We start from the raw sequence: 18,561 nt of genomic DNA, 5'->3' as shown, positions 1-18,561 counted from the left end.
CGTCACGGCTAGCTGCGTTTGACGGCTTCGCGGGCGGCGGTGCCCGACGCCATCTTCTCCAGCAACCCGATCAGGACGACCCGTTCCGACGGTGTCAGCGTCTCGGTCCACGTCTGCTCACGCTTGTTGTGCGCGGAGTACGTGCTGACGATGGCCTCGCGCCCGGCGTCCGTCAGCTCGAGATCGACGGCCCGGCGGTCGCCGGCGGACGGTCGCCGGGTCACGAGCCCGTCGCGCTCGAGTGTGTTCACCAGGGCCGACACCGCAGACCTGCTCATCCCGGACAGCGACGCCACCCGCTTGGCCTCGCACGGTCCGGCGAGCCACAACACGAACAGCACCCGGAACCCCGGCCAGCTCCACCCGCTGGGCCGGTGGACCGTCGCCTCGAGGTCGTAGACGAGGGCGCTCGTCACCCGGTGCAGCGCGAGCACCAGCCGCATGGACACCGGATCGACCTCGGGCAACTCGTCGACGGTCTTGCCCACCGCGAAGTCCATGAAGGACAGGAAGTCCAAATTGCTCTGGTCGGTCGTCTCGTCGGGCATGAACCCAGGTTAGCGGCCTGTACTGCTTAATCAAAGCCTTGACCAAAGGCGTCCCGTGAGTACTTATCAACGTCCGGCGGTTGATAAGTACTCACAGGCCGCGGGCGGCAGTACCCGCGTCGACGGGCAGGACGATGCCGCTGATGTGCGCGCTGCCCTCGGCGCCGAGGAACAGCACGACGCGGGTGATCTCGGCGGCGTCCAGCCACGCCACGGGCTGGGCGTGCAGGCTGCGGAACACCGGTTCCACATCCTCGGCGGCGGGTGCCTCCAGGTCGGGACGCATCATCCGGTAGAGGGCGTCGTTGTGGATCATCGGTGTCGAGATATTGCCCGGTGCAATCGCATTCACGGTGATGCCGTGCGGGGCGAGATCGAGCGCAGCGCTCTTGGTGAGCCCGATGACGCCCCACTTCGACGCCGCGTACGCCGCCATGTTGGTGCTGCCTGCGCGGCCCAGCATCGACGAGATGGTGACGATCCGGCCGTATCCCCGCCGGATCATGCCGGGTGCCACCGCCCCCACCGTGTTGAAGACGCCGGTGAGGTTGGAACCGATCGCCTCCGACCACTGTTCCTGCGTGAGCGACTGCACCGGGGCGGCCACGGAGACGCCGGCGTTCGCGACCGCGATATCGATCCGCCCGAACTCGGACTCCGCCTCCGCGACGAGTGTGTCCATCGCGGCCCGGTCGGCGGTGTCCGCCTTGGCGGTGAGGCACCGGCGGCCGGTGGCGCGCACCAGTTCGGCGGTCTCGTCGAGGTCGGCGGCGGTGGCCAGGGGGTAGTTCACCGCCGGGCTGTCCTCGCAGCGGTCGCACAGCACGATGTCTGCCCCGCGTTCCGCCAGTGCCACCGCGTGGCTGCGTCCCTGGCTGCGCGCGCCGCCGGTGATCAGGGCGACTCGGCCCTGGAAGTCGTTCATCGTTCTCCTGTCCGGGCGGATCAGCGCAGCTTGATGCTGCCGCCGTCCGCCATCAGTGTCTGGCCGGTCATGTATCGGGAATCGTCGGACGCGAGGAACACCGCCACGGGTGCGATGTCGGTCTCGGGGTCGCCGATGCGCTGCAGCGGAACCTTCGCGACGGACGCGGCGGCGCGGTCGGGGAATTGTTCCTGCCAGGCGAGGACGCCCTCGGTCGCGGCGAACGGGCAGATCACGTTCACCCGGATCTGATCGGCCGCCCATTCGTTGGCCGCCACCCGGCTCACCCCGCGAATCGCTTCCTTCGCGGCGGCGTACGACGTCTGGGTGGGCATCCCGTCGAGCCCGGATCCGGACGCGAAGTTGATCACCGAACCGTTCGCCGCCTTCAACTGCTCGTAGCAGGCCTGCATCAGGTGCACCACCGGATAGAACCCGGTGCGGAACGAGAGGTCGAACATCTCCTGGGTGTGGTCGATCAGCAGCGCCTGCCGCGACGCGTGGGCGTTGTTGACCAGCACGTCCACCGACCCGAACGCTGCGACCGCGGCGTCCCGGATCTGCTTGGCGGACTCGCGCCGGGAGATGTCGGCGTTCAGGAAACGGGCGGCCGCTCCGAGTTCCTGCTCGAGTTCCCGGCCGCGTTTTTCGTCGATGTCGACGAACAGGACGTTCGCGCCCTCGCGGACGAACACCGTCGTGACGGCCCGTCCGATGCCGCCGGCGCCGCCGGTCACGATCGCCGTCTTACCGTGCAGCCTCATCGTGTGCTCCTTCTGTGGTCGCGGCTCAGGCACCGGCGAGGTCGCCGGTCGCCAGCGCAACCTTCTCCAGTTCGGCGACGCTGAACGCCGCGTAGTTCTCGTACGGTCCGCGACCGGCGAAATACGGTGTGAGGAGGCCGTCAAGCTCCTCGGGTGAGAACGCGGAACCCGCTGCGTCGAAGCGGTTCTCGACCTTCGGTGCCTCCATGAGCGCGACCATCTTGCCGTAGACGACGAACACCTGCCCGGTGATCGCGTCGGCGGCGGGGGAGGCCAGGTAGTGGACGAGGGTGGCGACCCGTTCGGGGGACAGGGGGTCGAGGCCCGTGTCGCCCGGGTTCACGCCGAACGCGTCGGCGGTCATGGCCGTCCTGGCGCGCGGGCAGATCGCGTTGGCCCGAACCCCGTAGCGGGACAGGCCCTGCGCCGTCGACAGGGTGAGCGCGGTGATCCCGGCCTTCGCGGCCGAGTAGTTGGGCTGTCCCGCGGACCCGAACAGGAACGCCTCCGACGACGTGTTGACGACCCGCCCGTACACCGGGCCGCCGGCGGCCTTGCTCGCCTCGCGCCAGTGCACGGCCGCGGCGCGCGACGTGGCGGCGTGCCCCTTCAGGTGGACGCGGATGACGTCGTCCCAGTCGGATTCGGAGAGGTTGAAAATCATCTTGTCGCGCAGGATTCCGGCGTTGTTGACGAGGATGTCCATCGATCCGAACGCRCTGACGGCCTCGTCGACGAGGCGCGCGCCGAGCGCCCAGTCGGAGACGTCGCCGGTGACGGCGACGGCCCGGCCGCCGGCCGCGGTGATCTGCGAGGCGACCTCGTGTGCGCCGTCGCCCATGTCGTTGACGACGACCGCGGCTCCGGCGGCCGCGAGTGCGAGGGCTTCGGCCCGGCCGAGGCCTGCGCCGGCGCCGGTGACGACGGCGGTGCGTCCGGTGAGGCTGAGTGATTCCGTCATGGGAACTCCTGATCCGCGAAGAGAAAATTAGATTTCATTCTAGTTGTATCGCATGAACTACTGATCAGTCACTAGATGGTCGCAATATCGTGCAGGAATGTTTTCTACTATTCGTGTCGTTTCGCGTCACCGGGCACCGGCCGCGGGTAGGTCTCGGTGAGTGGGAACTGTGGTCGGCGTCACTGTGCGTCATGCCAGGTTGGGCGTGCTGATCCACTCGAATCCCCCGGAGCCACATATGCATAACATGCCCCTGTCCCCAGGTGAGGCGGAGCGCGCACCGCTCTCACGCGGGAAGTCGTTCGCCCTCCTGGCCCTGATCATCCTTCTGGTCGAGGTCATCCCGCTCGCCTACAACTTCGTCACCCCGGCGCTGCCGGAGATCGCGAAACACTTCGGCACCGCGAACGTCGGCTGGGTGATCACGATCGTCACGCTCGTGCTCGCCGCCTCGACTCCGCTCGTCGGCAAACTCGGCGACATCTACGGCAAGAAGCGGATGATGCTCGTGTCGGCCGCGGTATTCGGCGCCGGATCACTCCTCGGAGCGCTGGCCCCCACCTTCGAACTGTTCCTCGTGGGCCGCGGCCTCCAGGGCGCGGGCATGGCGATCCTCGTGCTCGCCTACGGGCTGATCCGCGACATCCTGCCGCCGTCGATCATTCCCGTGGCGGTGGGATTTGTCGCCACGGGCATGGGCGCCAGCACCATCCTCGGCCCGATCATCGGCGGCTATCTCATCGACCACTTCGGCTACACCGGCGTGTTCTGGGCGCAACTTGCCCACGTGGTGGTCGTCGGCATCGCGGTCGCGATCTTCGTGCCCGAGACCACCCTGCGCACCCGGTCGAAACTCGATGTGCTCGGTGCGGTGATTCTCGGTCTCGGCGCCTTCGTGCTGCTGTTCGGCATCGGCAAGGCCGCCACGTGGGGGTACACGGCGCCTCAGACGCTTCTCTGCGTGGGTGGCGGTCTCGCCGTTCTCGCCGGTTGGCTGGTCTACGAACGCACGCCGAAGGAGCCGCTCGTCGACCTGCAGATGCTCAGGCACGGACCCGTCGCGAAGACGCTGGCCGCCAGCGGTTTCGTGCAGTTCGTCCTGGTCAGCCATTCGATGCTCATCCCGATGTTCGTGATGACCGACCCCGACCTCGGTCTCGGCTACGGATTCGGCGTCACCGCCCTCGCCGTCGCAATCTACACCGTTCCGACGGGTGTCGTGTCGATGATCGCGGGCCCGGTGGGCGGCTACTTCACCCGGCGCATCGGCCCCGCGCCGGTTCTGGTGTTCGGCGGCGCTTCCCTGTCGCTCGGGTCGGTCCTGCTCGCCACCCTGCACGACTCGACCGTCCAGATGATGTTCGGGCAGTTGGTGATCGGCCTCGGGCTCGGTTCCGCGTCGGCGACGTTGCCGAATCTCATCATGCGCACCGTGCCCGCGCAGACGCAGGGGATCGCCGGTGGGATGCTGAACCTGTCGGGCTCGCTGGGCAGTGCGATCGGCAGCCAGATGATGATCGCCATCGTCGCGATCCCCGGCGTCGTGCTGGTGGGCCGCGCCGCCCAGTACTCGGAGAAGGGATTCGTCTACGCCTTCTTCACGCTGGCGGTCGCCGGACTGCTGGCCGCGGTAATGGGACTTCTCCTCACCCGCAACAAGATCGAGCGCCCGGCCGACGCGGCCGCACCCACGTCGGAGTTGGTCGCCTGACCGTCGCCCGCCGCACCAGGACGAGGCCCGCAGCACTTGCGGGCCTCGTTTCGGTGCAGCCGAAGCCGTGCTCAGTCGCGCACCCCCGCGGCCAGCAGGGTGCGGGCCTCCTCGCGACCGTCGAGAAGCCGATTGACGCGGCGGGTCACCTTCCACTCGCCGTCGATCTTGGCGAGCTCCCACCGGTTTGCGGTGATCCGGTGGACCTGGAACCCGGCGTCGTCGTGAATGATCAACTGCGACTTGCACGTGGCCACCGCGGTATCGCCGTCGACGCGCACGTGCCCGGGCTCGAGCATGTGCGCGCAGCCGCCGCCGATCCAGCCCTGATGTGCCTGCGACTGCACCATCGCCGTGATGGCCGCATGCCCGCGCATCACCCCGGTGTCGACGTCGTACACGCCGTCCTCGGTCCACAGACGCGCGACGGCGTCGGCCGAGCCGCTGTCGATGGCGGGGCCGTAGGCGGTCATCAGCTCGAGGATGGCGAGCTTGTCCTCGAGGGCGGTGACGCGTTCGGCGAGTGTGCGGACGAGTTCTTCGGTGCCGGTCATGGGCGGATCCTGTCTTCGGTCGTGGTGCGGAAGGAGAGGCCGAGGGTGTCGCCCAGCTGCCGGAGGGCCTCCAGTTGCTCGCAGTAGTGGGCTGCGCTCGTGGACGCGAGGGTGGCGCTGACGACGGTGGTGCCGGCCTCGCGACGTCGTTCGAGGGAGCGGGCCACGGCGCCCCGTGAGCCGATCGGATCGAGCGGTGCGCCTGCGCTGAGGACCACCTCGAATTTCTCGGGAAGGTCGACCCGGGCGAGCAGCGCGCACAACTCGTCGAGTGACAGACCGAACGGCACCCAGCCGTCGCCGAGCGTCGTCGCGCGGCGCAGGGACCGCAGTGTGCGTCCCCCGATCCACAGCGGGACTCGCGGCTGGACGGCGTGCGGTTCGACGACGACGCCGTCGAAGTCGTAGAACGGGCCGTGGTACTCGGGCCTCGGTTGCGACAGGGACGCGCGCAGCGCCGCGAGCGCGTCGTCGGCGCGGGCGCCGCGGTCGTCGAAGTGGGCGCCGAGCAGGTCGAATTCCTCGCGCAGGCTGCCCACGCCCAGGCCGAGCACGAGCCGGCCGCCGCTGACGACGTCGAGCGTGCCGTAGCGCTTGGCGATCTCGAGGGGGTGGTGATAGCCGAGCACCAGAACCTGCGTGGCCAGGCGGATGCCGGTGGTCTGTGCGGCGAGGAACCCGAGGGTCGCGAGCGGGTCCCAGTAGGTGCCGCCGCGTTCCACTGCGACGTCGGTGGGGACGGCGACATGCTCGCTGCAGGTGAGGTGGTGGTAGCCGAGGCGGTCGGCCGTGCGGGCGATCGCGGTGAGCTCCGCGATGCCGGCGCCGAGTTCCCAGTCCGCGCGGACCGCGGGGTGCGCGATGACGATGGGCGGCGCGATTCCTATGTGCATCAGTTCGTAACTCCGCTCTCGGGGTCGTCTGTCGTCACCGTTGTAGTGGAGGTACCCCGCGGGGTGCGCGGAGATTCCCGGTGACCGGGCGCGGCGGTTGTCCGATTCCTTCCCCGGGGCGGGCGCGGCTGGTACATTTTAAGAATTCATTTCAGTTTTTGTCGGACGTATGCGTGTGACCAGGATATTTGGAGGCGTCGATGACTGTCGTCGATTTGGATGATGCACTGTCGGTACCCGCTGTGAAGAAGGATCTGCCGCCGTCGATGGTGGAACGGATGACGCTCATCCTCGACGCGTTCGACGGCCGGACGTCGCGCCTGACGCTCGAAGAGGTGGCGTGCCGCACCCGGCTGCCGCGGTCCACCGTGCACCGCATCCTCGACCAGCTCGTCCGTCTCGACTGGGTCGACCACGCCAGCTTCGGCTACTGCCTCGGGCGGCGGGCGATGGGACTCGGCGGCGGCGACAACGGGCACAGCCAGGTCCGGGCCGCGGCGGCCCCGCTGCTGCACGAACTGCACATGCAGACCGGGATGGTCGTGCACCTGGCCGTGCTGGACGGCGCGGAGAGCGTGTACCTGGACAAGGTGGGCGGTCGGATGGCCGCGACCCTGCCGTCCCGCGTGGGTGGGCGCGTGCCCGCCTACACGACGGCGGGCGGCAAGGCGATGCTCGCGTGGGTCGACCCGGAGCAGGTGGACGGCATGTACGGGCCGCGGCTCAGCCGCAGCACGGACCGCACGATCACCGAACTGTCCACGCTGCACCAGGAGCTCAACCGGATCCGGCAACGGCGCGGTCTCGCCTTCGAGCGCGGGGAGGCGGTGCGCGGAATCGGGTGCGTCGGTGTCGCGGTCCGTAGCGCCGACGGACCGGTCGCCGGCATCTCGCTGTGCGGAGACGCGCGCACCGTCCAACTCGAGCGCGTCGCCCCGCTCGTCGTCGACGCCGCCCGGGAAGTCACGCGGACGCTGCACCCCGAACTGGGAACGCCCCGCCGCGGCCGCCGGACTCCGGAGATCCCGGACAGCTCGTGGTCGACCGAGACCCTCGACCAGCTCCTCGCGGTGCAGTCGGGGCAATGGCTGTAGCGCCCGTGCGTGGCTGACGAGTCCCCGGACTCGTTACGCGCGCACGGGTTGTGGAGCGGCGTCGAGGCCAAAACCGCCCCGGAAGAACACCATCGGACGCTCGTCGCACACCGATTCGAGTTCCCGGACGCGTCCGATCACGACGTCGTGATCGCCGGCGGTGTGCACCGACTGCACGTCGGCATGCACGCGCAGGAGGACCCCCGGCAGCGACGGCGTCGACCACCCCGACGGCTCCCAGACGAGCCCGTCGAACTTGGCACCCCGGCTCGAACCGAACCGGGCGCAGAGGTCCGTCTGGTCCTCGTGTAGCACGTTGATCGTGAAGCGTCCCGACCGCCGGATGCGCGGCCATGCCCGGCCGCGGTGATCGGCACAGAACAGGATCAGTGGCGGCTCCAGCGACACCGACGCGAACGACTGGCACGTGAAACCGACCGGGCCCTCGGCGTCGAGCCCCGTCACCACCGTCACGCCGCTGGCGAATTGCCCCAGGGCACGGCGCATCTCGCCCGGTGACGGTGCGTCCGGGTGTGCCGCGGGCTTGTTGCCGGCCGGTTCGGTTGCCATCAGACCGCCTCCGATTGCTCTTCCGTCGCCGACCGATTCGGCGATCGACCCCGAGGCTAGAGACGCCCCCGAAGCGTCACGAGATGCCGTCTCGGTCAGTGGAAGTCCCCGCCCGGACCGTGCCCGAGCCGTGCGGTGTCTCGCTGACCGGGATCGCTCCTGTCCGAGCCGGGACCACGCTGGCAACGTGATCGACCATGACGACTGACTCGAGTTACGAGGGCACCCTGAAGGAGCTGAAGACCGACCTCGGCGTGCTTCGCTACCACGAGGCCGGCGACGGTCCGCCTCTTCTGCTGCTGCACGGTTCCGGCCCCGGCGTGACGGGGTGGCGCAACTTCCGCGGCAACCTCGGCGTCTTCGCCGAGCACTTCCGCACCTTCATCCTGGAGTTCCCGGGATTCGGGGTCAGCGACGATTTCGGCGGCCACCCGATGCTCACCGCGGGCGACGCGGTGCTCCGCTTCCTCGATGGTCTCGGACTCGACGAGGTGGCGATGCTCGGAAACTCGATGGGCGGCATCGTCGCCACCCAGTTCGCCATCGCACACCCCGACCGCGTCGCCAAGTTGATCACCATCGGCGGCATCGGCAGGAACCTCTTCAGCCCCGGTCCCGGTGAGGGCATCAACCTCCTGATGGAGTTCACGGACGAACCCACCCGGGAACGACTGATCGCGTGGCTGCACTCGATGGTGTTCGACCCCGCCATGGTCACCGAGGAACTGATCGAGGAACGCTGGACGCAGGCCACCGACCCCGAGACCCTCGCCAGCGCCCGCAAGATGTACAGCAAGGCCGCGTTCGAGGCAGGCGCCAAGGCGGCACTCGCGTCCGACGCCACCCCGTACTGGGCCCAGCTGCACAAGGTGACGGCGCCGACGCTGCTCACGTGGGGCCGCGACGACCGGGTCAGCCCGCTGGACATGGCGATCATCCCGATGCGGTCGATCCCGCGGGCGGAACTGCACGTGTTCCCGAACTGCGGGCACTGGGCGATGATCGAGCAGAAGACGGCGTTCGAGAGCGCCGTCCTCGCCTTCCTCCTCCGCAAGGACGGCAGCGGACGATGAGCGGCACCGCAGAAACCTTCGATACCACAGTCGATTTCCTCGTCGTCGGCAGCGGTGGCGGCGGCATGGCCGCGGCGATCACCGCGGCCCACCGCGGGATCGACACCCTCGTCATCGACAAGGGCGCGACGTTCGGCGGATCCACCGCCATCTCCGGCGGCGGCATCTGGATACCCAACGCCCCGACGCTGCGCGCGAAGGGTGTCGTCGACTCCCGCGAGTCGATCCGCCGCTACCTCGACATCATCACCGAGGGCACCGTCGCCGCCGACCGCCTCGACGCGTTCGTCGACAAGGGTCCCGAGCTGATGGAACTGCTCGACCGCAGCCCGCACATGGAGCTGTACTGGGTGAAGGGCTACTCCGACTATCACCCGGAATACGAGGGCGGGCGGCCGCTCGGGCGCACCATCGAATGCATCCCGTTCGACACCCGGGCGCTGAAGGAGGACGAGCAGTTCCAGCGTCCCAACAGCATGAAGGGTCCGCTGGGCCTGTGGGTCACCTCGAAGGATTACCACGACCTCGCCATGGTCAAGCGCACGTGGAAGGGCCGCAAGGCGTCGCTGGTGGCGGCGTGGCGGGTGGCGTCCAACGTGGTCCGGCGACGCCACATGGCGACCGGCGGACGCGCACTGGTGGCGCGGATGCGGATGGTCCTCAAGGACGCCGGGGTGCCGCTGTGGCTGAAGACGTCGATGACGGAACTGATCGTCGACGGCACCGGAGCGGTCGTGGGTGTGCTCGCCGAGCGCGACGGACAGACGGTCCGGATCGGCGCCCGCCGCGGCGTGCTGCTCGCGACCGGCGGGTTCGACCACAACCAGGACATGCGGGCCAAGTACCTGCCCCGGCACGGCGTTCCGGACGTCAGCGCCGGCGCCCGGGAGAACACCGGCGACGGCATCGTCGCCGGCCAGAAGCTCGGTGCGGCAGTCGACCTCATGGACGACGCCTGGTGGATGCCGTCGGTGCTGCACCCGATGGGTGCCGTGATCCCGCTCGTGTCGGAGCGGTGCATTCCGCCGTCCGTCATCGTGAACGGACGCGGCGAACGCTTCACCAACGAGTCGTCGCCGTACGTGAACTTCGTGCACGACCAACTCGACGGCGGCCATGTCCCGGCGTGGTTCGTCATGGACAACAAGGCGAAGTCGCRGTACCCGTTCGCGCAGGTGCTGCCGGGTGTGCCGTTCCCGCAGGGGTTCTACGACTCCGGTGTCGTGCACAAGGCGGACACGCTGCGTGACCTCGCCGAGAAGATCGGCGTCAAAGCAGACACCCTCGTCGCGACCGTCGATCGCTTCAACGGCTTCGCCCGCAGCGGCACCGACGAGGACTTCGGCCGCGGCGACAGCGCGTACGACCGGTACTACGGCGACCCGACGATGAAGAACCCGTGCCTCGACGAGATCGTCCAGGGCCCGTTTTACGCGATCCGCTGCGAGGCAGGCGACCTGGGCACGAAGGGCGGACTCGTCACCGACGCCGACGCCCGGGTGCTCCGCGAGGACGGGACCGTCATCGACGGCCTGTACGCCACCGGCAACACGTCGGCGTCGGTGATGGGCAACGAATACGCCGGCGCGGGCGCGACCATCGGTCCCGCCATGGTGTTCGGCTACATCGCCGCGCAGCACGCCGCCCACGTGAGTGGCAAAGAGTCCCGGAACACACGACAGCACTCACGTGCGGGGGAGGTGGCGTGATGCTGAGCGACGCGCAACGACTGTCCGCCGCCCACCTCCTGCGGAACGCCGAACGGAACCGTGCACCCATCGATCCGCTGACCACCGTGTTCCCGGGCATCGACGTCGTCGACGCCTACGAGATCGCGCTGCTGAACATCCGGGCACGGCTGGCGGCGGGGGAGACGGTGTACGGCCACAAGGTCGGACTGTCCTCCGAGGTCATGCAGAAGATGATGGGCGTCGACGAGCCCGACTACGGACATCTGCTGTCGAGCATGGTGTACGCCGAGGGGACGCCGATCGACACCGCGCGGTTCTGCTACCCGCGCATCGAGGTGGAGATCGGCTACGTCCTCGGCGAGACGCTGCCGGGGGAGGGGTGCACCGAGGCCGACGTGCTCGCGGCCACCGAATACATCGTTCCCAGTATTGAATTGATCGACTCCCGCATCACAGAGTGGAAGATCGGGCTCGCCGACACGATCGCTGACAACGCGTCTTCGGCCGGCGTGATCCTCGGCGCCGGACGGGTGGAACCGGCGAACGTCGACATCGGCGCAATCTCCGCGGTGCTGTTCCAGGGCGAGGAAGAGATCGCGCGGGGGGAAGCGTCGGCGGTGCTCGGCAATCCCACGAAGGCCGTGGCCTGGCTGGCGCGGAAGGTCGCGAGCTTCGGAGTGCAGCTCGAGGCCGGGCACGTGATCCTGCCCGGTTCGTGCACCCGCGCGATCGACGCCCGCCCCGGCGACGTGTTCCGCGCCGATTTCAGTGACATCGGCTCCGTATCAGTAGAATTCAAGTAAGGCGACAATTGTGACCAAGGCTTTCGCCGCGATCGTCGGATCCGGCAACATCGGCACCGACCTGATGTACAAACTCCTCCGCTCGGAGATCATCGAGCCCCGCTGGATGATCGGCGTCGACCCCGACAGCGAGGGACTGAAGCGCGCCGCGGACCGGGGTGTGATCGCCAGCGCCGAGGGCGTCGACTGGCTACTCGCCCAGGACGAGCGCCCCGACATCGTCTTCGAGGCCACCTCGGCCTACGTGCACCGGGCGAACGCGCCCCGCTACCGGGAACTCGGCATCCAGGCGGTCGACCTCACCCCGGCCGCGCTCGGACCCGCGGTCGTGCCCGCCGTGAACATGGGCGAGCACCGCACCGCACCGAACGTCAACCTCATCACGTGCGGCGGCCAGGCGACCATCCCCATGGTCCATGCCGTCTCCCGGATCACCGACGTCGCGTACGCCGAGATCGTCGCCAGCGTGGCGTCGCCGTCCGCGGGCCCGGGTACCCGCGCGAACATCGACGAGTTCACGATCACCACGAGCCGGGGCATCGAGACGATCGGCGGGGCGAAGAAGGGTAAGGCGATCATCATCCTGAACCCGGCCGAGCCGCCGATGTTCATGAAGGACACCGTGTTCTGCTCCATCCCCGCAGACGCCGACCGCGGCGCCATCACCGCGTCCATCCACGACGTCGCGGCGTCCGTGCAGGCGTACGTCCCCGGCTACCGTCTGCGCGCCGAACCGCAATTCGACGACCCGACGCCGATCAGCGGAGGACTCGCCCGCGTCGGCATCTTCCTCGAGGTCGAAGGCGCCGGCGACTTCCTGCCGCCCTATTCCGGCAACCTCGACATCATGACCGCCGCCGCCACCAAGGTCGGCGAGAGCTTCGCGACGCAGATCCTCGGCGCGAGCGTCTGAGCGCGTCCGCCCCACATTCACTCTTCGAAGGAATACCGATGCCTTACAGTGCCGATCTCGACATCCGGGTGACGGACTCGTCGCTGCGCGACGGCTCCCACGCCAAGCGACACCAGTTCACCGTCGACCACGTCCGCTCGATCGTCGGGGCGCTCGACGCCGCCGGCGTTCCGGTCATCGAGGTCACCCACGGCGACGGACTCGGCGGTTCCTCGTTCAACTACGGATTCAGCCACACCCCGGAACAGGAACTGATCAAGGCCGCGGTGGAGACGGCAACGCGGGCCAGGATCGCGTTCCTCATGCTCCCCGGACTGGGTGTCCAGTCCGACATCCGGGAGGCCGCGGACAACGGCGCGAGCATCTGCCGCATCGCCACGCACTGCACCGAAGCCGACATCTCCGTGCAGCACTTCGGGCTCGCCCGCGAACTCGGGCTGGAGACGGTCGGGTTCCTGATGATGTCTCACAGCCGGCCGCCGGAGGTTCTCGCGCAGCAGGCGCGGATCATGGCGGATGCCGGCTGTCAGTGCGTCTACGTGGTGGACTCGGCCGGGGCGCTGATCCTGAACGCCGTCAGCGACCGCGTGTCCGCCCTGGTGGCCGAACTCGGCGACGACGCACAGGTTGGATTCCACGGTCACGAGAACCTTGGCCTCGGTGTCGCCAACTCGGTGCTCGCCGTCGAGGCGGGCGCCTTGCAGATCGACGGCTCCACCCGGCGCTTCGGCGCCGGCGCGGGCAATACCCCGGTCGAGGCGTTCGCCGCCGTCACCGAGAAACTCGGAATCCGCACCGGCATCGACACTCTGAAGATCATCGACGCCGCCGAGGACGTCGTCCGGCCGATCATGGACGGCGACTGCCTGCTCGACCGGCTGTCGCTGACCATGGGTTACGCGGGCGTGTACTCCAGCTTCCTCAAGCACGCCGACTCCCACGCCCGCCGGTACGGCGTGTCCGGTGCGGAAATCCTCATCGAGGCCGGCAGGCGCGAGCTGGTCGGCGGTCAGGAAGACCAGCTGATCGAAATCGCCCTCGGCCTCGCGGACCGGCAGTCCGCGGAACCTGCAGTCGCCGAGAAGAAGTCCGCCTAGGCGTTCCGCCGGGTACCGACACCAGAAAGCCGAGATCATCATGGGCCAGGTTCTTGACAGGATCGAACAGTACGCGGACGAGATCCGCGCGGAAGGCACCGAGGGCGACAAGCTGATGCGCCTGTCGGACACGTCCGCGAAACGGTTGCGCGACTCCGGGGTGATGCGGATGCTGCAACCCAAGGAATACGGCGGCTACGAATCGCATCCGCGCGAGTTCGCGGAGACCGCGATGGGCATCGGCGCCATCGACGGAGCCGCGGGCTGGGTCAGCGGCATCGTCGGCGTCCACCCGTGGGAACTGGCGTTCTTCGACCGCAAGGCCCAGGACGAGGTGTGGGGCGAGGACTCCGACATGTGGATGGCGTCGCCGTACGCCCCGATGGGGGTGGCCGTGCCCGTCGACGGCGGCTACGTCCTCAACGGACGGTGGTCGTTCTCCTCGGGCACCGACCACTGCGGGTGGGTCATGATCGGCGCCGCGGTCGGCGACCGAGACGGCAACCGGGTGATGCCACCCAAGATCCTGCATGTGCTGCTTCCACGCTCGGACTACGACATCGACCAGGACAGCTGGAACGTCGTCGGACTGCGCGGCACCGGATCCAAGGACCTGATCGTCAAGGACGCATTCATCCCGCAGCACCGGACGCTGCAGGCCGACAAGGTCTTCGACGGATCCGCGCCGAAGGAGTTCGGCCGCACCCAGACCCTTTACAACTTCCCGTTCTCGTGCATCTTCCCGCTCGGCATCACGTCCTCGCTCATCGGCATCGCCGAGGGCGCGCTGGCCTGCCACCTGAACGCGCAACGCGAACGCGTCACCGTCTCCGGGACCCCGATCAAGGACGACCCCTACGTGCTGTTCGCGATCGGCGAGGCGGCCGCGGAGATCGCGGCGTCCCGCGCGGCGATCCTGGAGACGGTCGACCGGTTCTGGGACATGACCGAGAAGGGGCAGGACATCTCGTTCGAACTCCGCTCCATCGGTCGGCGCACCCAGACGGCCGCCGCCTGGCGGGCGGTGCGCGCCGTCGACGAGATCTTCGCGCGCTCCGGCGGCGGTGCGCTCCAACTGAAGACGCCCATGCAGCGTTTCTGGCGGGACGCCCACGCCGGCCTGTCCCACGCCATCCACGTGCCGGGCTCGATCTTCCACTCCTCGGCCCTCACCCAGCTCGGCGGCGAACCCCAGGGCATCCACCGCTCCATGATTTAGGCGCTTCGCGCCCGTGCGCCTTTTTGGTCGTTCCAGCTACCAGAAAGGCGCACGGGTGGCGGAGCCGCCTCCAGGAAAGGACTTCACATGACCGACATCCGAGGGCTCGGCTACCTGCGGATTCAGACGAAGGACGTGCCACGCTGGCGGGAGCTGGTGGTGGACGGGCTGGGCATGGCCGAGGGGTCGGGCCCCGAATCCGACGGCCTGTACCTGCGCGTCGACGAGCGGCGGTCGCGGCTGATCGTCCTGCCCGGCGACACGGACAAGGCGCTCGCCGTGGGCTGGGAGGTGCGCGACCAGTTCGCCCTCCAGCGGGTGCGGGAGCAGGTGGAGAAGTCGGGCGTCACGGTCGACGTCCTGTCCGAGGAGGAGTCGCGCTTCCGCGACGCCGAGCAGGTGATCGCGTTCGACGATCCGTCCGGCACCCGGGTGGAGGTGTTCTTCGGGCCGGTGCTCGACCACAGTCCCGTCGTCACCCCGCACGGGGGCCGCTTCGTCACCGGCGCACAGGGGCTGGGCCACGTGGTCCTCCCGACGCCGGCGTTCGAGGAGGCCTACACGTTCTACACCGAGGTGCTGGGGTTCCTGCCCCGCGGCGCGATCCGGCTCGGACCGGCCGACGCCCAGGGACCGGCCCGGCGGGTGCGGTTCATGGGCGTCAACCAACGCCATCACAGCCTCGCGTTGTGCCCCGCGCCGCACAGCGGCGAACCCGGGATGGTGCACCTGATGACGGAGGTCGACTCCCTCGACGCCGTCGGCCAGGCACTCGACCGGCTCGGCAAGCTCGGCTTCTCCATCTCGTCGACCCTCGGCCGTCACACCAACGACCGCATGGTGTCGTTCTACGTGCGCGCCCCCGGCGGCTGGGACCTCGAATTCGGCACGGAGGGCATGTTGGTCGACGAGGCGCACTACACCGCCGAGGAGATCACCGCGGACAGTTACTGGGGCCACGACTGGTCGGGTTCCGAGCCGCTGGCGGCGTTCGCATGACGCCGTCGCGCGCCCGGATCGGCGCGGTGGCCGCACTCGTCCTCCTCGGCGGAAGTGCCTGTTCCAGTGCGGCATCCGAGACGGTCACCGACACGTCGCCCCGGCCGGGTCAACTCCTGTCGGCCCGCTCCGTGAACGATGGTCCCGCGCTGCCGAGCGCCGGACGGAACGAGGTGATCACCTACGCGTCGCAGGACGGCAACGGCGACCCCGTCGTGGTGTCGGGCACCGTGTCTATTCCCCGCACGCCGGCACCCGAGGGCGGGTATCCGGTGATCAGCTGGGCGCACGGCACCACCGGAGTCGCGGACGCCTGCGCCCCGTCCGCGGATTTCGCGGGCGGCCCCGCCCACAGTTATCTCTCCGGGGTGAATGCGTCCCTCGACGACTGGGTGGCGAAGGGGTACGCGGTGGTGAGCACGGATTACCAGGGTCTGGGCACGCCGGGAATCCATCCGTACATCAACGGTGACACGGAGGCGAACGCCGTCGTGGACATCGTCCGCGCCGCCCGCGACGTGGATCCGGCGGTCGGCTCGACGTGGTTCGTGATCGGGCACAGCCAGGGTGGGCAGGCGGCGCTGTTCACCGCCGCGCAGGCCGGGGAGCGTGCCCCGGAACTGCATCTCGGCGGTGCGGTGACGATCGCCCCGGGCAACGGGCTCGACCAGACGCCGCAGTACTTCCGCTCGGGTGTGCCGGGTATCGAAGCGGCCGAGGCGTTCCTCCCGCTGATCCTCCTCGGCGCGCAGGCCGCCGATCCCGCGATCGACCCGTCGGCGCTGTTGACGGAGCAGGCGCAACCGCTGCTGACGGCGGCGCGGACCGGGTGCATCGACGACATCCGGAAGGTGCCGCCCGTGCCTGCGGGTCAGGTCTTCCGCCCCGACGCCGACCTGGGGCCGCTGACGGAGTACCTGGGCCGCCAGGAGCCGTCGAGGGTTCACGTGCAGGTCCCGACGCTGGTCGCGCAGAGTTCCGGTGACCTGGTGGTGAGCAAACCGTCGACGGATCTGATGGTGAAGACGTTGCAGGACAACGGGAACGAACTCACGTATCGGACGTACGAGGGTGCGGACCATCGCGGGACGATCGGGGCGTCGCAGCAGGACGCGCAGGATTTCGTCGCCGGGATCCTCGCCCGCTGAGGGTGCCGGGACCTCACCGGACGACACGACCATCAACAGTCTGTTGACAACAGACTGTTGATGGCGTGAAGTGGTCGGGTGACCACCGACGACCAGACACACGCGGCAGAGCTTGATTCGGCACGCTCGACGCTGAACCAGGCCGGTGCCGCGAGGCTCGAGCGGCGTCCGTGGGAGCATCCCGGGCAGCCGCGGTCGGACACCGACTTCGTCAGGTTCGCGGCGTGGGCCGGCCGGGATGCGCAGGGCACGGACCCGGCTGTGGTCGCGGCAGGGCTGCGGCTGCTGTCTTCGGCGCGGGTCGAGCTCGACCAGATCGAGGCCGGTCTGCTGTTCGCCGCCCGCAGCAGTGGGCTGACCTGGCCGCAGATCGCGGAGGCGCTCGGCCTGGGGACGGCTCAGGCCGCCCAGCAGCGCCTGAACCGGGTCCTTGCCAGAGCCGGCGACCGCGACGCGGAGGCATGAGCTGTGCCGATTCTCCCCCTGCCGGACGCGTCGGAGCGATACGGTGACACTCTGCTGACGGGCGTCGCAGCCAGCCCGGGAACCGCCGTCGGCCCTGCGCGGATCATCGGCGGCCTGGACGACTTCGTCCGTTTCCGCTCGGGCGACGTCCTGGTCTGCCGAACGACCGCGCCGGCGTGGACCCCGCTGCTGGCCCTCGCGTGCGCGGTGGTCACCGAGACCGGCGGTGTGCTGGCGCACGCCGCGATCGTGGCCCGTGAGTTCGGCATCCCTGCCGTCCTGGCCGCGCCAATGGCCATGACCACCCTGACCGACGGCCTGCTGGTCCGCGTGGACGGCACGCACGGGCACGTCGCTGTTCCGAACGCCGGGGGGATCTGATGCCGCACCGCACTCCGACGGACATTCTGGTGTTGCACGCCGTGCGGATCCTGGGCTACGCCGAGACCGCGCGCATCGCCGCCCGTTTCGATCTGTCTGTCGAGACGACCGTCGAGCACCTGCTCGATGCCCAGGCCCGTGGGTGGGTCACCCGCACCCCCTTCGCCGAGGACAGCGGCTGGTCCCTGACCGATCTCGGGAAGGCGCACGGCGAAAGACTGCTCGCCGCCGACCTCGACCGGTGCGGGATCCGTGCCGTGGTGGTGCAGGTCCACCGGGAGTTCCTGCCGCACAACGTCGCCGTCGCGGACGCGTGCACCGCCTGGCAGTTGGCCGAGCTGGGTATCGGCGAGGCCATCGTGACCCTCGACGAGACCACCACCCGCCTGGGAATCGCGGCAGACGCCCTGGCCGATTTCGAGACGCGCCTGGTTGCGGGCACGGACCGATTCGCCGGCTACCAGCAGCGGTTTGCCGACGCCGTCGGGCGGTCGAGCACGGATCCGGGCTGGATCACCGCGACCGACCGCGACTCCTGCCACCGCGTCTGGTTCGAGTTCCACGAGGACCTCATCGCGTCCCTCGGCCTGGCCCGGTAAGAGGCCTAGTCTCGAACTCATGGGCCTGCGACTGCGCGACACCGTCGGACATCAGCTACGCGAGCTTCGCTACGAGCCGACGGCGAAGCGGATCCGTGCCGAGCTGAACGGGACCACGGTGGTCGACAGTGACCGTGCGGTCCTCGTCTGGGA

Annotated in this window: 20 protein-coding genes and 1 pseudogene; 14 read left to right on the top strand and 7 right to left on the bottom strand. The window is 69.0% G+C overall.

The window, feature by feature from the left end; genetic code table 11:
• Positions 1 to 8: 8 nt before the first annotated feature.
• The 4 genes from AC1DWT_RS33470 to AC1DWT_RS33455 all read right to left on the bottom strand — a co-directional run bounded on the left by AC1DWT_RS33470 (position 9) and on the right by AC1DWT_RS33455 (position 3,198).
• Positions 9 to 548 (bottom strand): MarR family winged helix-turn-helix transcriptional regulator, encoded by a 540-nt coding sequence (locus AC1DWT_RS33470; protein WP_378673446.1) that lies wholly within the window; start codon positions 546 to 548, stop codon positions 9 to 11.
• A gap of 91 nt (positions 549 to 639) precedes the next feature.
• Entirely contained in the window at positions 640 to 1,473 is an 834-nt protein-coding gene (locus tag AC1DWT_RS33465; RefSeq protein WP_477923955.1) for a mycofactocin-coupled SDR family oxidoreductase, read from the bottom strand.
• A gap of 20 nt (positions 1,474 to 1,493) precedes the next feature.
• Positions 1,494 to 2,237: an SDR family NAD(P)-dependent oxidoreductase gene (locus tag AC1DWT_RS33460; RefSeq protein ID WP_477923954.1), complete on the bottom strand. Its 744-nt coding sequence runs from the start codon at positions 2,235 to 2,237 to the stop codon at positions 1,494 to 1,496.
• 25 nt (positions 2,238 to 2,262) lie between these two features.
• Positions 2,263 to 3,198, bottom strand: a complete 936-nt coding sequence (locus tag AC1DWT_RS33455; RefSeq protein ID WP_477923953.1) for a 3-oxoacyl-ACP reductase — start codon at positions 3,196 to 3,198, stop codon at positions 2,263 to 2,265.
• Positions 3,199 to 3,445: 247 nt separating this feature from the next.
• Here AC1DWT_RS33455 and AC1DWT_RS33450 point away from each other — a divergent pair, with 247 nt between their 5' ends.
• A complete protein-coding gene (locus tag AC1DWT_RS33450; RefSeq protein WP_072940864.1) occupies positions 3,446 to 4,909 on the top strand; it encodes an MFS transporter in 1,464 nt (487 codons plus the stop codon).
• Between the two features lie 71 nt (positions 4,910 to 4,980).
• Here AC1DWT_RS33450 and AC1DWT_RS33445 read toward each other — a convergent pair whose 3' ends face one another.
• The gene (locus AC1DWT_RS33445) at positions 4,981 to 5,463 is read right to left on the bottom strand and encodes a nuclear transport factor 2 family protein (protein ID WP_477923952.1); all 483 of its coding nucleotides are present in this window, start codon (positions 5,461 to 5,463) and stop codon (positions 4,981 to 4,983) included.
• On the bottom strand, positions 5,460 to 6,356 hold the full coding sequence (locus AC1DWT_RS33440; RefSeq protein WP_072940859.1) for a TIGR03619 family F420-dependent LLM class oxidoreductase: 897 nt from the start codon (positions 6,354 to 6,356) through the stop codon (positions 5,460 to 5,462). Before AC1DWT_RS33440 ends, AC1DWT_RS33445 begins: the two co-directional genes overlap by 4 nt.
• 200 nt (positions 6,357 to 6,556) lie before the next feature.
• On the opposite strand from AC1DWT_RS33440, the gene AC1DWT_RS33435 reads away from it, so the two are divergent.
• The gene (locus tag AC1DWT_RS33435; protein ID WP_477923951.1) at positions 6,557 to 7,450 is read left to right on the top strand and encodes an IclR family transcriptional regulator; all 894 of its coding nucleotides are present in this window, start codon (positions 6,557 to 6,559) and stop codon (positions 7,448 to 7,450) included.
• 33 nt (positions 7,451 to 7,483) lie between these two features.
• Here AC1DWT_RS33435 and AC1DWT_RS33430 read toward each other — a convergent pair whose 3' ends face one another.
• Entirely contained in the window at positions 7,484 to 8,020 is a 537-nt protein-coding gene (locus AC1DWT_RS33430; RefSeq protein ID WP_477923950.1) for a flavin reductase family protein, read from the bottom strand.
• Positions 8,021 to 8,217: 197 nt separating this feature from the next.
• Between AC1DWT_RS33430 and AC1DWT_RS33425 the strand changes: the two genes are divergently transcribed.
• The 12 genes and pseudogenes from AC1DWT_RS33425 to AC1DWT_RS33370 all read left to right on the top strand — a co-directional run.
• Positions 8,218 to 9,093 (top strand): alpha/beta fold hydrolase, encoded by an 876-nt coding sequence (locus AC1DWT_RS33425; protein ID WP_072940852.1) that lies wholly within the window; start codon positions 8,218 to 8,220, stop codon positions 9,091 to 9,093.
• Positions 9,090 to 10,802, top strand: coding sequence for an FAD-binding protein (locus AC1DWT_RS33420; RefSeq protein WP_477923949.1), 1,713 nt, complete (start codon positions 9,090 to 9,092; stop codon positions 10,800 to 10,802). Before AC1DWT_RS33425 ends, AC1DWT_RS33420 begins: the two co-directional genes overlap by 4 nt.
• On the top strand, positions 10,802 to 11,587 hold the full coding sequence (locus AC1DWT_RS33415; RefSeq protein WP_477923971.1) for a 2-keto-4-pentenoate hydratase: 786 nt from the start codon (positions 10,802 to 10,804) through the stop codon (positions 11,585 to 11,587). The genes AC1DWT_RS33420 and AC1DWT_RS33415 overlap by 1 nt, the downstream gene beginning before the upstream one ends.
• Positions 11,588 to 11,594: 7 nt before the next feature.
• Positions 11,595 to 12,500, top strand: coding sequence for an acetaldehyde dehydrogenase (acetylating) (locus AC1DWT_RS33410; protein WP_206016232.1), 906 nt, complete (start codon positions 11,595 to 11,597; stop codon positions 12,498 to 12,500).
• A gap of 38 nt (positions 12,501 to 12,538) precedes the next feature.
• Positions 12,539 to 13,597 carry a 4-hydroxy-2-oxovalerate aldolase gene (gene dmpG, locus AC1DWT_RS33405; RefSeq protein WP_072940841.1) on the top strand — a complete coding sequence of 353 codons (1,059 nt, stop codon included), beginning with the start codon at positions 12,539 to 12,541 and terminating at the stop codon, positions 13,595 to 13,597.
• 40 nt (positions 13,598 to 13,637) lie between these two features.
• Entirely contained in the window at positions 13,638 to 14,816 is a 1,179-nt protein-coding gene (locus tag AC1DWT_RS33400) for an acyl-CoA dehydrogenase family protein (protein ID WP_387486074.1), read from the top strand.
• 87 nt (positions 14,817 to 14,903) lie between these two features.
• Positions 14,904 to 15,815 (top strand): biphenyl-2,3-diol 1,2-dioxygenase, encoded by a 912-nt coding sequence (gene bphC, locus AC1DWT_RS33395; RefSeq protein ID WP_477923948.1) that lies wholly within the window; start codon positions 14,904 to 14,906, stop codon positions 15,813 to 15,815.
• A complete protein-coding gene (locus AC1DWT_RS33390) occupies positions 15,812 to 16,963 on the top strand; it encodes an alpha/beta hydrolase family protein (RefSeq protein ID WP_477923947.1) in 1,152 nt (383 codons plus the stop codon). The genes bphC and AC1DWT_RS33390 overlap by 4 nt, the downstream gene beginning before the upstream one ends.
• Before the next feature lie 78 nt (positions 16,964 to 17,041).
• A complete protein-coding gene (locus AC1DWT_RS33385) occupies positions 17,042 to 17,428 on the top strand; it encodes a hypothetical protein (protein ID WP_095861146.1) in 387 nt (128 codons plus the stop codon).
• A 3-nt stretch (positions 17,429 to 17,431) separates the two neighbouring features.
• Positions 17,432 to 17,809 carry a PEP-utilizing enzyme gene (locus tag AC1DWT_RS33380; protein WP_179377543.1) on the top strand — a complete coding sequence of 126 codons (378 nt, stop codon included), beginning with the start codon at positions 17,432 to 17,434 and terminating at the stop codon, positions 17,807 to 17,809.
• Complete coding sequence (locus AC1DWT_RS33375; protein WP_072940827.1) at positions 17,809 to 18,408, top strand: helix-turn-helix domain-containing protein; 600 nt, start codon at positions 17,809 to 17,811, stop codon at positions 18,406 to 18,408. The genes AC1DWT_RS33380 and AC1DWT_RS33375 overlap by 1 nt, the downstream gene beginning before the upstream one ends.
• A 19-nt stretch (positions 18,409 to 18,427) precedes the next feature.
• Positions 18,428 to 18,561 (top strand): annotated as a pseudogene (locus AC1DWT_RS33370) (DUF427 domain-containing protein); the annotation flags it as partial.

This window comes from Rhodococcus sp. P4_B6, from assembly GCF_056402215.1.
This window is presented reverse-complemented; position numbering and strand designations above follow the sequence as displayed.

What these genes read in the sequence shown, in the direction of transcription:
- AC1DWT_RS33450 (WP_072940864.1), top strand. Translation starts at nt 3,446, where the DNA reads ATGCCCCTGTCCCCAGGTGAGGCGGAGCGCGCACCGCTCTCACGCGGG.
- AC1DWT_RS33375 (WP_072940827.1), top strand. Translation starts at nt 17,809, where the DNA reads ATGCCGCACCGCACTCCGACGGACATTCTGGTGTTGCACGCCGTGCGG.
- AC1DWT_RS33465 (WP_477923955.1), bottom strand. Translation starts at nt 1,473, where the DNA reads ATGAACGACTTCCAGGGCCGAGTCGCCCTGATCACCGGCGGCGCGCGC.
- AC1DWT_RS33440 (WP_072940859.1), bottom strand. Translation starts at nt 6,356, where the DNA reads ATGCACATAGGAATCGCGCCGCCCATCGTCATCGCGCACCCCGCGGTC.
- AC1DWT_RS33435 (WP_477923951.1), top strand. Translation starts at nt 6,557, where the DNA reads ATGACTGTCGTCGATTTGGATGATGCACTGTCGGTACCCGCTGTGAAG.
- AC1DWT_RS33460 (WP_477923954.1), bottom strand. Translation starts at nt 2,237, where the DNA reads ATGAGGCTGCACGGTAAGACGGCGATCGTGACCGGCGGCGCCGGCGGC.
- AC1DWT_RS33400 (WP_387486074.1), top strand. Translation starts at nt 13,638, where the DNA reads ATGGGCCAGGTTCTTGACAGGATCGAACAGTACGCGGACGAGATCCGC.
- AC1DWT_RS33430 (WP_477923950.1), bottom strand. Translation starts at nt 8,020, where the DNA reads ATGGCAACCGAACCGGCCGGCAACAAGCCCGCGGCACACCCGGACGCA.
- AC1DWT_RS33470 (WP_378673446.1), bottom strand. Translation starts at nt 548, where the DNA reads ATGCCCGACGAGACGACCGACCAGAGCAATTTGGACTTCCTGTCCTTC.
- dmpG (WP_072940841.1), top strand. Translation starts at nt 12,539, where the DNA reads ATGCCTTACAGTGCCGATCTCGACATCCGGGTGACGGACTCGTCGCTG.
- AC1DWT_RS33425 (WP_072940852.1), top strand. Translation starts at nt 8,218, where the DNA reads ATGACGACTGACTCGAGTTACGAGGGCACCCTGAAGGAGCTGAAGACC.
- AC1DWT_RS33415 (WP_477923971.1), top strand. Translation starts at nt 10,802, where the DNA reads ATGCTGAGCGACGCGCAACGACTGTCCGCCGCCCACCTCCTGCGGAAC.
- AC1DWT_RS33445 (WP_477923952.1), bottom strand. Translation starts at nt 5,463, where the DNA reads ATGACCGGCACCGAAGAACTCGTCCGCACACTCGCCGAACGCGTCACC.
- AC1DWT_RS33390 (WP_477923947.1), top strand. Translation starts at nt 15,812, where the DNA reads ATGACGCCGTCGCGCGCCCGGATCGGCGCGGTGGCCGCACTCGTCCTC.
- bphC (WP_477923948.1), top strand. Translation starts at nt 14,904, where the DNA reads ATGACCGACATCCGAGGGCTCGGCTACCTGCGGATTCAGACGAAGGAC.